Origin of the sequence: Streptomyces fractus (genome assembly GCF_049844455.1) — a bacterium.
In the GTDB taxonomy this organism is placed as follows: domain Bacteria; phylum Actinomycetota; class Actinomycetes; order Streptomycetales; family Streptomycetaceae; genus Streptomyces; species Streptomyces fractus.
Map to the genome: position 1 here is coordinate 2077484 of NZ_JBMYHI010000002.1, position 14222 is coordinate 2091705.

General features: G+C 68.4%; 8 protein-coding genes and 2 tRNA genes. 2 read left to right on the forward strand and 8 right to left on the reverse strand.

Features of this window, described 5'->3' with window-relative positions; all coding sequences use genetic code 11:
* Window positions 1–40 precede the first annotated feature (40 nt).
* Window positions 41–2188, forward strand: coding sequence for a UvrD-helicase domain-containing protein (locus tag ACP4E5_RS11325; RefSeq protein WP_425827562.1), 2148 nt, complete (start codon window positions 41–43; stop codon window positions 2186–2188).
* Window positions 2189–2242: 54 nt separating this feature from the next.
* Here the strand turns inward: ACP4E5_RS11325 and ACP4E5_RS11330 are convergent, their stop codons facing one another.
* From ACP4E5_RS11330 to oxc, 6 genes are all read right to left on the reverse strand, one after another.
* Complete coding sequence (locus tag ACP4E5_RS11330) at window positions 2243–3898, reverse strand: N-6 DNA methylase (RefSeq protein ID WP_425827564.1); 1656 nt, start codon at window positions 3896–3898, stop codon at window positions 2243–2245.
* A 425-nt stretch (window positions 3899–4323) separates the two neighbouring features.
* Window positions 4324–4408: transfer RNA gene (locus tag ACP4E5_RS11335), tRNA-Leu, on the reverse strand.
* 101 nt (window positions 4409–4509) lie between these two features.
* Complete coding sequence (locus ACP4E5_RS11340; protein ID WP_425827566.1) at window positions 4510–7122, reverse strand: ABC transporter permease/substrate binding protein; 2613 nt, start codon at window positions 7120–7122, stop codon at window positions 4510–4512.
* On the reverse strand, window positions 7115–8215 hold the full coding sequence (locus ACP4E5_RS11345) for a quaternary amine ABC transporter ATP-binding protein (RefSeq protein WP_425827568.1): 1101 nt from the start codon (window positions 8213–8215) through the stop codon (window positions 7115–7117). Before ACP4E5_RS11345 ends, ACP4E5_RS11340 begins: the two co-directional genes overlap by 8 nt.
* A 135-nt stretch (window positions 8216–8350) precedes the next feature.
* A tRNA-Leu gene (locus ACP4E5_RS11350) sits at window positions 8351–8435 on the reverse strand.
* Window positions 8436–8547: 112 nt separating this feature from the next.
* Window positions 8548–10287: an oxalyl-CoA decarboxylase gene (oxc, locus tag ACP4E5_RS11355; RefSeq protein WP_425827570.1), complete on the reverse strand. Its 1740-nt coding sequence runs from the start codon at window positions 10285–10287 to the stop codon at window positions 8548–8550.
* Window positions 10288–10541: 254 nt separating this feature from the next.
* On the opposite strand from oxc, the gene ACP4E5_RS11360 reads away from it, so the two are divergent.
* The gene (locus ACP4E5_RS11360) at window positions 10542–11930 is read left to right on the forward strand and encodes an AMP-binding protein (protein WP_425827572.1); all 1389 of its coding nucleotides are present in this window, start codon (window positions 10542–10544) and stop codon (window positions 11928–11930) included.
* A gap of 174 nt (window positions 11931–12104) precedes the next feature.
* Here the strand turns inward: ACP4E5_RS11360 and ACP4E5_RS11365 are convergent, their stop codons facing one another.
* Window positions 12105–13046: a LysR family transcriptional regulator gene (locus tag ACP4E5_RS11365; protein ID WP_425841210.1), complete on the reverse strand. Its 942-nt coding sequence runs from the start codon at window positions 13044–13046 to the stop codon at window positions 12105–12107.
* A gap of 39 nt (window positions 13047–13085) precedes the next feature.
* A complete protein-coding gene (locus ACP4E5_RS11370) occupies window positions 13086–14057 on the reverse strand; it encodes a 2-dehydropantoate 2-reductase (RefSeq protein WP_425827574.1) in 972 nt (323 codons plus the stop codon).
* Window positions 14058–14222: the final 165 nt, after the last annotated feature.

Genomic DNA, 14222 nt, shown 5'->3' on the forward strand with positions numbered 1-14222 from the left:
ACTTCCACTGGCAGCTCACACCCGACGGGAGAGACCTCACATGCCACGGCTCGCATTCGCCCAGAGCTTCTGGGAGGGGTACGACAGCCTGGAGAAGCAGATCCGCTCCGGAGTCCGCAAGGCGATGGCGAAGTTCCAGGCGCTCAGCATGGCCGAGCTCAACGCCGACAAGGGGCTCCACCTGGAGTCGGTCGACAAGGCCCGCGACCCGCGGATGAGGACCATCCGGATCACCGACTTCTGGCGCGGTGTCGTCCTCGCCCCCGATGACGGCAGCGACGTGTTCCTCCTGGTCAACGTCCTTCCGCACGACGACGCCTACACGTGGGCCGCCAAGCGCCTGTACAGCACGAACACGGCGACGCGCGCGCTCGAGGTCCGTAACGCGGCCGCGCTCGACGAGCTGACGCCGATGTACGAACAGGCAGCGCGGACCGCGCCGGAGCTGCTGTTCGCAATGGTGTCGGACGGGAAGCTGCGGGACCTCGGCATCGACGACCAGGTTCTGCGAGCCGTCCGCTCCATCGCGGACAAGGCACAGCTCGAGGCCTTCGCCACACTCCTGCCCGAGGACCAGCTGGAAGTGCTGCAGTACCTGGCCGAGGGATTCACCCCGGACGAGGTCTACCGGGACCTCGTCGCCGAGCGACGGCCCGCCGACGCCCCCGTGGAGCCGGTCGAGGACTTCGCGACGGTGCTCTCCAACACCACGGCACGGATCCGACTCGTCACTGGGCCACAGGAGTTGGAGGAGATCCTCGAGAAGCCGTTCGCTGCCTGGCGGGTCTTCCTTCACCCCTCGCAGCGTCGTGTTGCATACCGCACCTCGTACGGAGGACCGGTGCAGGTCACGGGCGGTCCCGGCACGGGCAAGACAGTGGCGGCCCTGCACCGGGTCAAGCATCTGCTCGGCAGGTCCGCCGACGGCCGTGTGCTGCTGACCACGTTCACCAATGCTCTGGCCGCCGGCTTGAGGGACAACCTCGCGCTGCTTCTCGACGACGACGCGGACCTGCTGGCTCGCGTCGATGTCACCACCGTCGATGCGTACGCGAACTCGGTCCTGCGCACCCACGATGCGCGCACTCCGGAACCCGTCGGAGACCGCGAGCAGCGTCAGTTGTGGGGCAAGGTCGTCAAGCAGCTCGGGCTGCCGTACAACGAGCAGTTTCTGGCACAGGAGTACCGGCATGTGATCATCGGCCAGGATCTGCGAGATCTCGCCGCGTACAAAGCAGTGATCCGCCACGGCCGCGGCACCGCCCTGTCGGGCCAGCGACGTGAGCCGGTCTGGGAGGCGATCGAGCTGTTCCAGCAAATGCTGCGCGACCGGAACGGGACCACCTACCTGGGGATCTGCTCCCGCGCCGCCGACCTGCTCCGGGAGCACGGCCCCACCCACCTGCACGTCGTCGTCGACGAGGCCCAGGACCTGCATCCCGCCCAGTGGCGCGTACTGCGTGCCGCCGTGGCACCCGGCCCCGACGACCTCTTCGTCACCGGCGATCCGCACCAACGTATCTACGACTCGCGGGTATCGCTCGGCTCGCTAGGCGTGCGGATCTCCGGGCGCAGCTACCGGCTTCGCCTCAACTACCGCTCCACGGAAGAGATTCTCACCTGGTCGGCGCGGTTGCTCACGTCCACGCCGGTGGAGGCCATGGACGGCGACGGTACGGACTCACTCTCTGGCTACCGCTCCCTGTTGCACGGCGGCCGTCCCGAAGCCACAGGCTACGCAAGCCAGCAGGAGGAGGTGTCGGCCCTCGTCGAGCGCGTCCAGGAGTGGATCGACAGCGGCATCGCGCCCGCCGAGATCGGAGTATGCGCGCGCTTCAACGTGCTCCTCGACAAGGCCGCTGACCGGCTGAATGCGGCCGGCATCCCGGTCGTCCGCGTCAAGGGCCAGGTCCCGGCCGGAGCCGACGGCGTCCGCCTCGCGACGATGCACTCCATGAAGGGCCTGGAATTCCGCGCGGTCGCGGTCCTCGGCGTCGCGGACGGGACGGTGCCCTTCGCACGGGAGATCACGGCAGCCGAGAGCGATCCACTCCAGCACGAGTCGGACCTGCTACGCGAACGGTGCCTGCTGTTCGTGGCGTGCACGCGGGCTCGGGAGGCGCTGCGGGTGTCGTGGAGCGGCAAGGCGAGCCCGTTCGTACCGGCGGCGAACACGGCAAACACGTAGATCACAGCAGGCGATGCCTCGATGCACCACGGTCGAGGCATCGCCACGGCACTGTCAGTCCTGGTCGGCCGGCTCCGCCTGCGGAGACAGCGCCCCGCTGGTCAGCCCGTCACGGGCGAGGGCGACGGCTTGCCTGGCAAGATCCAGGATTTCGGTGATCTCGGACTCGACCTCGTCCAGCGCGCGGAAGGCAGCGCCGTAGCTCTGCTGTTCACCGATGTCCATTTGCGGCAGCCGGGCCCCGCGGGCATCGGCGCGAAACGTGCCGGTTGCGCTCGTACTGCGGCGCGTGTTGGTGGCGCTGCGGAGGAAGCCGCGCAGGTAGTCCGTATCGAGCTGATCGCTGGTCGACTGCGGTTCCTTGCCGCTGAGGTCGACCAGGCCGGCGCGGGCGAGGTCCGCGACGCGGACGGTTCCGCCGTGGAATCCGTCCGATCCCTCCGTCAGTACGGGCAGCCGCCCCTGGAGTTCCCCGAGTCGCCGTTCCAGGGCGAGGCGTGCGGTGCTGTATGCGTGGTTGTAGTCGGTACGGGCGGGCGTGATGTGCCGTGCCGGCGTGAGATCGACGGTGTCGTCCAGCAGGTCGATGAGCGGGACGTCGGCCACTTGATCGGGGCGGGCTTCAAGCGGCGCATCCGGTTCGTTCGCAGTCAGGTCCGTCATCCGTACGGATTCGGCGGCCTTCGTCGTGGCGTCGGCAGGCGGCCGCCGGAGCAGCCACAGGTGCACGGGGAGCGCGTGCGCGGCCGCGGTGCCCGGCGGCAGAGCGACCACGTGCTCCAGGACCCCCCGGCGTACGAGCTCGGCGCGAATGCGCCGACCGGCCTTCCGGTAGGCGGTGGACGGTGACATTGCCACAACGGCCGTCCCTCCCGGCGCCGTGTGGAAGTAGCAGTGCTGCAGCCAGGCGAGTTCGCCCTCGGCACGAGAGGGAACGCCGAGCTCCCAGCGGGCGTCGAGGAGCAGTTCCTCGCGGCCCCAGTCCGTGACGCCGACGGGTGGATCGCAGACGACGAGGTCAGCCCTGAGGCCCCGGTGTCTGTCGTCACGCAACGAATCGCCCGCTGCCACAGCGGCTTTCGAGGCACCGTGCACGTACGCCCATCGTTCGGCGAGCCAGGCCTTGGCAGGATCGATCTCCTGGCCGACCCGGTTTCTGATCTCCAGTCCGCCGACGGCGAGGAGCAGGGCGCCGATTCCGCAGGCGGGGTCGAAGGCGACACCCTTGGCCTTGCGGGTGAAGTGGCGGAACGCACGGATGAGTCGAGCGGATGAGGCACTGTCCGAACCACTGCGCCCCACGGACTCCGTGTAGCGGGCGACAAGCCCGTCGACCGCGAGCCGCGCATCGCCCTCGCTCACAAGCGCGTCGACCCGCTCGCGCAGCGCGGCACTCAGCCCGGTCCTGCCGCCCGTGCAGTACGCCGCCACATCGGCGAGACCGGAGACCATGTCGTCCTCGTACGCACGGCGCAGGTCCTGCCAGAGGAGAACCTCCGCGGAGAGCTCCTGTCCCTTGCCCTGAGCGGCCATCCAGCGGTGGATGGCCGCCAGGTCGAAGAGCGGGCTCGTGCCGGAGCCCGCCGCCGGAGCCGGGAAGTCGTCGTAGCGCCGACGCCAGTTCGACACGGCCGCCCTGGTCACGCCGGCGATCCGGGCGATCTCGGCAGCCGAGACCAGCGTGCTGGAGCTGGGCTTGTGCTCGGTCATGCGCGCCACCGTACACGCGACTCCCCGTGCCGGAAACCTGGATGCGCGTTGATGTAGCTAACAAGCACTAGGCAGTCCACAAGCCCCCTCGCTACTGAACGACACTCAGCACTACAGGGCGGCCCCCAGCCAGCACGAAGCGCGGCGACCTGCAACAACACCGAGAGACCGTGACGAACAAGAACATGAGTTCACACTTGCCGTAAGTGGGCAACATTCTTCACGTTGATGCCGCCAACACATTTCTCAGCACACCCCGCAAGCACCGAGATCGGCTCGCTCGGCTCGGCGCCTCGTACGACCCGCCAGGCCAAGATCCACCGGGAGCTCGGGCCGCCCCTCACGTACCAGCTCGCACAACAAAAAGTCCTGGTCGAGATGGCTCTCGACCAGGACTCGCAGCGAAACCATAGGCTCACTGAACGTGTCCGAGGGGGGACTTGAACCCCCACGCCCTGTAAAGGGCACTAGCACCTCAAGCTAGCGCGTCTGCCATTCCGCCACCCGGACAAGGTGTCGGCCGCTCCCGGGGCGGGGCCCCGTGGCGACGAAGAGAACCTTATCAAGGTCTCGGAGCGGCCTTCACCAGCACCTATGCACTCACCTGTGCACTACGACGAAGTCATCCGCCGCTCGACCTCCGGGTGCTTCTTCAGCCACGCCGTGACGGCCTCCGCCTGGTGGCCCTGGCCCCGCTTGTTGATCTCGATCTCCAGGGTGCCGAGCTCGTCCTCGGTCATCTTGAAGTTCTTGAACCACTTCGTGAGCTGCGGGTACTTCTGCGTGAACGCCTTGCTGGTGACCGTGCGAATGGTGTCGCCCTTGCCGAAGAGTCCCTTGGGGTCCTTCAGCTTGGTCAGGTCGTACTTGCTGTAGGCCCAGTGCGGGGTCCACAGGAGCACCGCGATCGGCTTCTTCTTGACGTACGCGCGCTTCAGCTCGGCGAGCATCGCCGGGGTGGAGCCGTCGACGACCTTGTACTCCTTGTCGAGGCCGTAGCCCGGCACGACATCCTTCCTGAGGATGTCCATCGTGCCGGTGCCGCCCTCGATGCCGACGATCTTGCCGTTGAACTCCTTGGACCTGCCCTTGAGGTCCTCGAGCGACTTGACGCCCTTCACGTACGACGGGACGGCGATCTCGAGCGAGGTGGGCCCGTACCAGGAGCCGAGGGTCGCGACCTTGTTCTTGTACTTGTCCCAGTAGCTCTTCTGCGTATACGGCAGCCAGGCATCGAAGTTGACGTCGAGGTCACCGGTGGAAAGACCCGTGTAGACCGGGCCGACGTCCATCTGCTTGAGGTTGAGCTTGTAGCCGCGGTTCTCCAGGACGTGCTTCCAGAGGAAGGTGACCGCGATGTCCTCGTCCCACGGGAACCAGGCGACGTTCACCGGGCGCTTGGCCTCGGCGGGGGTCGAATTCGTATCGACCGGGGCCACCTTGTTCACGAAGCCCGGGTTCTTCTTCAGCCAGGTCTTGACGGCGTCCTGCTGCTTGCCCTTGCCGACCTTGTTGATCTCGGCCTCAAGACTCGTGAGCTGCTTCTCGCTCATCTTGAAGTTCTTGAGCCACTTGTCGACCTCGGGGAACTGCTTGCCGAAGCCCTTGCGGGCCAGCGAGTGCACCCCGTCACCCTTGCCCCAGGCACCCTTCGGGTCCTTGAGCTTGGTGAGCTTGTAGTCGTTGTACGCCCAGTGCGGCGACCACAGCGGAACGACGATCGGCTTCTTCGCCGCGTACGCGCGCTTCAGCTGCGCCAGCATCGCCGGCGTCGAGCTGTCGACGACCTTGTACTCCTTGTCGAGGCCGTACTCCTTGAGCACCTTGCTCTTGAGCAGCCCCGTCTCACCGGCGCTGGCCTCGATGCCGGTGATCTTGCCGTCGAACTTCGACGCCTGGCCCTTCAGGTCCTCCATGGACTTGAGGTCCTTCATGTACGAAGGCACGGCCAGCTCCAGGGACGTCGGCCCATACCACGAGCCCAGGTCCTCGAGCTTGTCGCCGTACTTCTTCCAGTACTGGGCGTGCGTCGTCGGCAGCCAGGAGTCTGTCTGGAAGTCGACGCTGCCGTTGGCGAGCGAGGTGTAGAGCGGGCCCGCGTCGAACTGCTTGGTCTCGACGTCGAAGCCGCGCTGCTCGAGAATCTCCTTCCACAGGAACGTGGAGGCAACGCCCTCGTCCCACGGGATGTAGCCGATGGAGATCTTCTTGCCCTGGCCCACGTTCGTGGAACCGGCCGTCGGGCTGCCACCGGTGCTCGTCTGGCCGAACATGCCCATGCCGCCCGCGACGAGCGCGAGGACGACGACACCGACCACGGCGACCGCCGGACGGGGACGGTACGACCAGATCTTCAGGCCGTGCGTGGCCCGCAGCTTGTTCAGCGCGCGACGGCCCAGCGGGGAGACCTGCTGACCGAGCGAGCTGGTCATGCGGTCCAGGTAGACCGCCAGGATCACGATCGAGATACCGGCCTCGGCACCCAGACCGACGTTCAGCTGGCCGATGGCCTCGTTGACCGAGCCACCGAGACCGCCGGTGCCGACCATGCCCGCGATCGCGGCCATGGACAGGCCCAGCATGATGACCTGGTTGACACCCGCCATGATCGTCGGCAGCGCCAGCGGCAGCTGCACACGCCACAGCGTGTTGCGCGGCGTCGTACCGAACGCGTCGGCCGCCTCGACCAGTTCCTTGTCGACCTGCCGGATGCCCAGCTCGGTCATGCGCACGCCCGGCGGCACCGCGAAGATCAGCGTCGCGACGATACCGGCCGGAGCGCCCGAGCCGAAGAACAGGATGGCCGGGATCAGGTAGACCATCGCCGGCAGCGTCTGCATCAGGTCCAGGACCGGACGGAACAGATTGCTGATCCGGTTCGAGCGCGCGGCCCAGATGCCCAGCGGCACGCCGATGATCAACGCGATCAGCGTCGACACGAGGACGAGCGACAGCGTCAGCATCGCTTCGTCCCACAGCTCCAGGTTCTGGATGAACCAGAGCCCGACGAAGGCGAGGACGGCACCGAGTGTGCCGCGCAGCCAGAAGGCGATGACGGCGAAGATGCCCGCGAGCAGGAGCGGCTCGGGCGCCTGGAGCAGGTCGCTCAGGCCGTTGTAGATGCCGTTGAAGATGCTCTCGAAGAAGCCGAACAGCCAGTCGAGGTGGGTCAGCATCCACTGGACGACGCTGTTGACCCAGTCACCGAAGGGAATCCTAGGCACCGGCGTTCACCTTCTTCGCCGATTCGTCCACGGCGGGAGCGGAGGCTGCCGTCGTGTCCTCGACGGTCTTCGTCGGCTCGCCGAGCACGGCGAGCAGCCGCTCGCGCGGGACCGTGCCGACAAGCTCTCCCTCGTCGTCGACGACGGCGACGGGTATCTCGCTCGTCGAGCACGGCGTGAACAGGTCGATGATCGGCGCGTCCTGGTGGACCTTCGCCGGCGCATCGGCCATGTCGTAGCCGTCCTCCGCGTCCGCCATGATCGCCCGCGCGCTCAGCACACGGGAACGGTCGACGTCCTGGGTGAAGGACGCCACGTAGTCATTGGCCGGCGTGACGAGAATGTCCTCGGCCGAACCGATCTGAACGATGCGCCCGTCGCGCATGACCGCGATGTTGTCGCCCAGACGCATGGCCTCGTTCAGGTCGTGCGTGATGAAGACGATCGTCTTCTTCAGCGTCTTCTGCAGCTCCAGGAGCTGGTCCTGCATGTCACGCCGGATCAGCGGGTCGAGCGCACTGAACGACTCGTCCATCAGCAGCAGATCGGCGTCCGTGGCCAGCGCGCGGGCCAGGCCCACACGCTGCTGCATACCGCCGGACAGCTCGTCGGGGAAGGACTTCTCCCACCCCTCAAGACCCGCCAGACGCAGCGCCTCGATCGCCCGCTCCTCGCGCTCCGCGCGCGGAACGCCCTGCACCTCCAGGCCGTAGCCCGCGTTCTCCATCACCGAACGGTGCGGGAACAGCGCGAAGTGCTGGAACACCATGCTGATCTTGCGGGCGCGCACCTCGCGCAGCTCGCGCATGGACAGCGTTGTCAGGTCCTGGCCGTCGAACTTCACATGTCCCGCGGTCGGCTCCAGGAGTCCGTTCAGCATCCGCAGCAGCGTGGACTTGCCGGAACCCGACAGACCCATGACGACGAAGATCTGCCCGGACTCCACCGTGAACGACGCGTCGACCACGGCGGCCGTGGTGCCCTCGGCGCGCAGCTCCTCGCGGTCCGCCCCGCCGCGGAGCTTCTCCACAGCGTCCTGTTGTCTCCCGCCGAACACCTTGTACAGATGTTCGACCGCCAGTCTGGAGGACACCCTGACCCCTGTTCTCTTTGACCTGTGAAAGGTTGAAAAGCCATACACATGGCTCAAGGTCGCGTCTGCCCGCGTCCGACCAGCTCAAACACAAAAAGTGCCGGTCGAGAAGAATCTCGACCGGCACTCCGTAAGTGTCCGAGGGGGGACTTGAACCCCCACGCCCGATAAAGGGCACTAGCACCTCAAGCTAGCGCGTCTGCCATTCCGCCACCCGGACAAGGTGAGCATCGCTCGGCGCGTGGCGTTCCCCGCGGCGACACCTCAACAATACCAAGGTTTCGGAGTGGCTTTCACCTGCGTATTGGTGCACTCCCGGATACGGAGGGTGACTACTTCTTGATGCCGATGCCCTTCGGGTTCAGGTGGGCGATGTGGCCGCTCTCCGTGCCGGCCGACGGGTCGATGACGCAGTCGATCAGCGCCGGACCGCCGGAGGCGATCGCCTCGGTGAGGGCGGCCGTGACCTCGGCCGGGGTGGTGGCGCGGTACCCCTTGCCGCCGAAGGACTCGATCATCTGGTCGTGGCGGGCGGCGCTCATGAGCGTGGTGGGGGCGGGTTTGCCCGCGATGGTCTCGTCGCCCTTGTAGACGCCGCCGTTGTTCATGATCACGGTGACGACCGGCAGGTTGTAGCGGCAGATCGTCTCCAGCTCCATGCCGCTGAACCCGAAGGCGCTGTCGCCCTCGATGGCGACGACGGGCGCCCCGCCGCTCTCGACCGCGGCCGCGATCGCGTAGCCCATGCCGATGCCCATGACGCCCCAGGTACCGGAGTCGAGGCGGCGGCGCGGGTGGTGCATGTCGATGACGTTGCGGGCGATGTCGAGGGTGTTGGCCCCCTCGTTGACGATGTACGTCTCCGGGTGCTGGTGGACGACGTCGCGGACGGCCTTGAGCGCGCCCATGAACTGCATGGGGTGCGGGTCGGCCTCCAGGCGCTTGGCCATCTTCTCGATGTTCTGGGCCGAGCGGGCGCCCAGCTCGTCGCGCCAGGCGGTCGGCGCGGAGATCTGGCCGGGCTTGGTGCGGTCGGCGAGCTGGTCGAGGACCGATTCGATGTCGCCGACGAGGGGCGCCGCGATCGGCTGGTTGGAGTCCATTTCCTTGGACTCGATGTCGACCTGGATGAATTTCGCGTCCGGGTTCCAGCCGCGCTCGCCGTGGTTGAGCAGCCAGTTCAGGCGGGCGCCGACCAGCATGACGACGTCGGCCTTCTTCAGGGCGAGGGAGCGGGCCGTCGCCGCCGACTGCGGGTGGTCGTCGCGGAGCAGGCCCTTCGCCATCGACATCGGTACGTACGGGATGCCCGTCGACTCGATGAGGTGCCGGATCTTGTCGTCCGCCTGCGCGTACGCGGCGCCCTTGCCGAGGACGATCAGCGGGCGCTCCGCGTTCTCCAGGAGGTCGATCGCGCGGTCCACCGCCTCGGGGGCGGGCAGCTGGCGCGGCGCCGGGTCGACGAGGCGGGAGAGCGTGCGGGCCCCCTCTTCCTTGTCCATGACCGCGCCGAGGACCGCCGCCGGGATGTCGAGGTAGACGCCGCCAGGGCGGCCGGAGACCGCGGTGCGCAGGGCGCGGGCGATGCCGCGGCCGATGTCCTCGACGCGGCTCACGCGGTAGGCGGCCTTCACGAAGGGCTGGGCCGCGGCGAGCTGGTCCATCTCCTCGTAGTCGCCCTGCTTGAGGTCGACGAGGTGGCGCTCGCTCGAGCCGGAGATCTGCACCATCGGGAAGCAGTTGGTGGTGGCGTTGGCGAGGGCGACCAGGCCGTTGAGGAATCCGGGGGCCGAGACGGTAAGCGCGATGCCGGGCTTCTGGGTGAGGTAGCCGGCGATCGCGGCGGCGTGGCCCGCGTTGGATTCGTGGCGGAAACCGATGTATCGGATGCCCTCGGCCTGCGCGAGGCGGGCCAGGTCGGTGACGGGGATGCCGACGAGCCCGTAGATGGTCTCGACGTCGTTCTTCTTCAGGGCGTCGACGACGAGGTGGTAGCCGTCGGTGAGCTCGGCCGGCGCGTCGGCTCCTGCCGCGGCCTCGGCGATTTGGTCGGCGGTCGAGTCAGCGGTCATGATCCGAGTTCCTCCTTGGACGGTCCTGCCGGTACGGCTCCTGTTCTCACCTTCGACAGGCTGCGGCGCCTCGTCCAAGACCCATCGGCTTCCAGCCGATAACTGGCGTCTATCGAGAGTCAAGGCCGTTCCAAATCCCCTGCTGGGGAGGGCCGTTCGGGCTTCATAAGCGGTTGCTATCGGGTGTTCGTGAGTGCGTATTGGACGTGCGCGGGCGCTGACCGCACTCTCGCTGAGGAGGGGAGGTGGAAGGCATGGCCACGTCGGCCCTGACCGTCACGGGGCTCGCCGATCTCCTCGACCGGCAGGCGCGTGCGCGGCCCCACGCCCCCGCGCTCGTCGTCGGCGACGAGCGGGTCCCCCTGACGTACGAGGCGTTGGACGCGCTCGCTGAACGGGCGGCGGAGCGGATCGCCGCGGCGGGACTGCGCCCCGGTGATGTGCTCGCTCTCGTCGCGGGCAACACGGCGGAGTTCGTGGCCGCGCTGCTCGGTGCGGCCCGCGCGGGGGTGGTCGCCGCCCCTTTGGATCCGGCTCTGATGGATGCCGAACTGCGGTTGCGGGTCGGCGAGTTGGGGGCCAGCGCCGTGCTCACCGCCGAGGGGATCAACCGCGTCGGCGTAGGCAACGTGTCGTGTTCCGGGCAGGAGAGCGCGCTCGTCCTGTACACCGCTGGGGCCACGGGGCGCGCCCGGATGGTGCCGCTCACGCGCGCCAATGTCGCGGCGTCCGTCAACAACGTCTGTGCCACCTACGCGTTGGGGCCCGAGGACGCGACCGTCGCGGTGATGCCGTTCTTCCACGGGCACGGGCTGTTCGCCTCGCTCCTGGCCACGCTCGCCAGCGGGGGGCGTGTGCTGCTGCCCGCGGGCGGGCGGTTCTCGGCCGACACGTTCTGGGCGGATCTGCGGGCGGCGGGGGCGAGTTGGTTCACGGCGGTGCCGACGATCCATGAGGCGCTGCTCGATCGGTCGTCGGAGGCCGCCGACCTGGGCGCGCCGCCTCCGCTGCGTTTCGTACGCAGTTGTGGCGCGCCGCTCAACGCCGCGTCACAACGGGCTCTTGAGCGGATGTTCGGGGCGCCGCTGCTGTCCGCGTACGGGATGACGGAGGCCGCGCACCAGATCGCCAGCGAGCCGTTGCCGGAGCGTGGGCCGCTCAAGCACGGGACGGTGGGGCGGGCGACGGGGGTGCGGTTGCGTGTCGTCGGTCGGGACGGGCGGGAGTGTGCGGCCGGGGTGCGGGGGGAGGTGTGGGTGTCGGGGCCGACCGTGGCGGGTGACGGGTGGTTGCGCACGGGTGACCTGGGGTCGCTCGACGAGGACGGGTATCTGTCCCTGGCTGGGCGGATCGGGAGCCTCATCGTGCGGCGGGGGTTGGCGATCTCCCCGGAGTATGTGGAGGACGTCCTCGCCGGGTGTCCGTCCGTCGCGGAGGCGGCGGTGTTCGCGGTGGCGGACCGGGTCGATGCGGTGGTGGTCGTTCGGGGTGAGGAGTGCGTGGGGCCTTCGGAGATTCTGCGGTACTGCCGGGAGAGGTTGGCCGCGGTGGCGGTGCCGGATCGGGTGGTGGTGGTGTCCGCGCTGCCGCGGACGGCGCAAGGGGGTTTGGACCGGTTGGCCGTGCGGGAGCGGTACGGGTGAGTTGGCGGTGGGGGTGGGTTGACGTCGCGGGGCTCTGCCCCGGACCCCGCGCCTCAATCGCCGGCGGGGCTTAAAAGATCGGGGCTCTGCCCCGGACCCCGCTGCTCAATCGCCGCAGGGGCTTGAGTGGCACACCTGCTCAGTCGCCGGCGGGGCTTGAGTGGCCCCCCCTTTTCAGTCGCCGACGGGGCTTGAAATGCTCGTCGGGGCTCTCGGGGCGAACACCTCGTCCAGGTTCAGCGCCGTCGCCGCGCTCACGAACGCCCTCGCCGCCACCGAACCCGGTGTGCCCGCGTGGATGGCCACCGAGACCTGGGCGCCGGCCTCCGGGTCGACCAGTGGGAGCGCTCGCGTGCGGCCGGCCACCGGCATGGCGCGCAGCCACGTGTGGGGGACGACGCTGGCCCATTCTCCGCCGCCCACATGTGCGTACAGGGAGGCGATGGAGTCGGTCTCGACCTGGGGGGTGACCTCCAGGCCCTTGTTCGCGAAGACCTTGTCGACGATCTGGCGGATGCGCATGTCGGGGGTCAGGAGGGCCAGCGGGAGGCCGGCCGCGTCCGCCCACGTGACGCTGTCAGTGCGGGAGTTGAACTGGTCGTCCGAGACCAGGAGCATATAGCGCTCCTGGTAGAGGGGGACGACCTGGAGGCCCTCCTGGTCGTCCGGGTCGAAGTGGGCGATGGCGACGTCGAGTTCGAAGTCGCGGAGTTGGCGGTGGAGTTCCTTCGTCGAGAGGCGGGAGCGGACCTGGACCTTCGCCAGGGGGTGCGCCGAGCAGAAGGCGCCCACCGGGAGGGCCAGCGTCGTGGACGCCGTGGGGTCGGTGCCGAGGCGGAGGGTGCCGGTGATGCCCGACTGGACGGCGGCGACCTCGGCCTTGAACGCGTCCTGTTCGGCGAGGATGCGTTTCGCCCACACCACCAGGCGCTCGCCCTCGGCGGTGAGGCCCTGGTAGTTGTGGCCGCGGTTGATCAGCGTGACGTTCAGCTCGCGTTCCAGCTTGGCTATCGCCGCGGAGAGCGCCGGCTGGGAGACGTAGCAGGACTCGGCGGCCCGCGCGAAGTGCCGCTCGCGAGCCACCGCAACGAAGTACTCCAACTGCCGGAACAGCATGTACGTCTCCTCTGCCACGTGATCTTCACCCGTAGCGTGCTACGGCAGCACGGTGCGTGCCAATAGGTCGGTCGCCGCGTGGATCGCGCGCAGCGTGGGTGCCTCGGCGCCGGTGATGTCGGCCATCTCCACGACCGCCGTGACGATCGCGTCGAGTTCCAGCTGCTTGCCGGCCTCGAGGTCCTGGAGCATCGATGTCTTGTGCGCGCCCACGCCCTCGGCGCCGCGCAGGCGCTTCTCGATGGAGATCTCGGGTGTCGAGCCGACCCGGGCCGCGATGTCGAGGATCTCCTCCATCACGCGGGCGACCATGGTGCGGGTCAGCGGGTGCCGGCACATGTCGACCATGGTGGCCCGGGTCAGGGCGCTGATCGGGTTGAAGGCCGCGTTGCCCATGAGCTTGATCCAGATGTCGTCGCGCAGGTTCCGCTCGACGGGGCACTTGAGGCCGCCCGCGATCATGGCCTCGCTCAGTTCGGTGCAGCGCCGCGAGACACTGCCGTCGGGTTCGCCGATGGAGAACCGTGTGCCCTCCAAGTGCCGTATGACGCCCGGGGATTCGATGACGGTGGCCGGGTAGACCACACAGCCGATCGCGCGCTCGGGCGGCAGCACCTTGCTGGTCGCGCCGCCCGGGTCGACGGCCTCGATGCGGCGGCCCTCGTACGGGCCGGTGAGGCGGTGGAAGTACCACCAGGGGACGCCGTTCTGCCCGGCCACCAGCGCGGTGTGCTCGCCGAGCAGCGGGGCGACGAGCGAGCCGCACGACGGGTACGAGTGGGCCTTGAGGCCGAGGAACACGTAGTCGACGGGGCCGATCTCGTTCGGGTCGTCGGTGGCGTGCGGGTGGGCGGTGAAGTCGCCGCGCGGGCTGAGCACGCGGACGCCTTCGGCCTGGATGGCGCGCAGATGGTCCCTGCGGGCGACGAGGTGTACGTCCGCGCCGCCGCGGTGCAGGGCCGCGCCCACGTACGCGCCGATGGCTCCGGCGCCGACAACTGCGATCTTCATCGTGGTGCCTCCTGGATTCGAGGGTGTGGAGGTACGTACGCGCACACATGTCATCGGGTGTCACGCACACCCCGCGCGCCGCACAGCACGCGGGGTGTCCGATGGCATGACGTACAGAGATGCAGAAACGGGGGCGGCCGCCGCGCGTGCCCTGTCGCGCGGCGG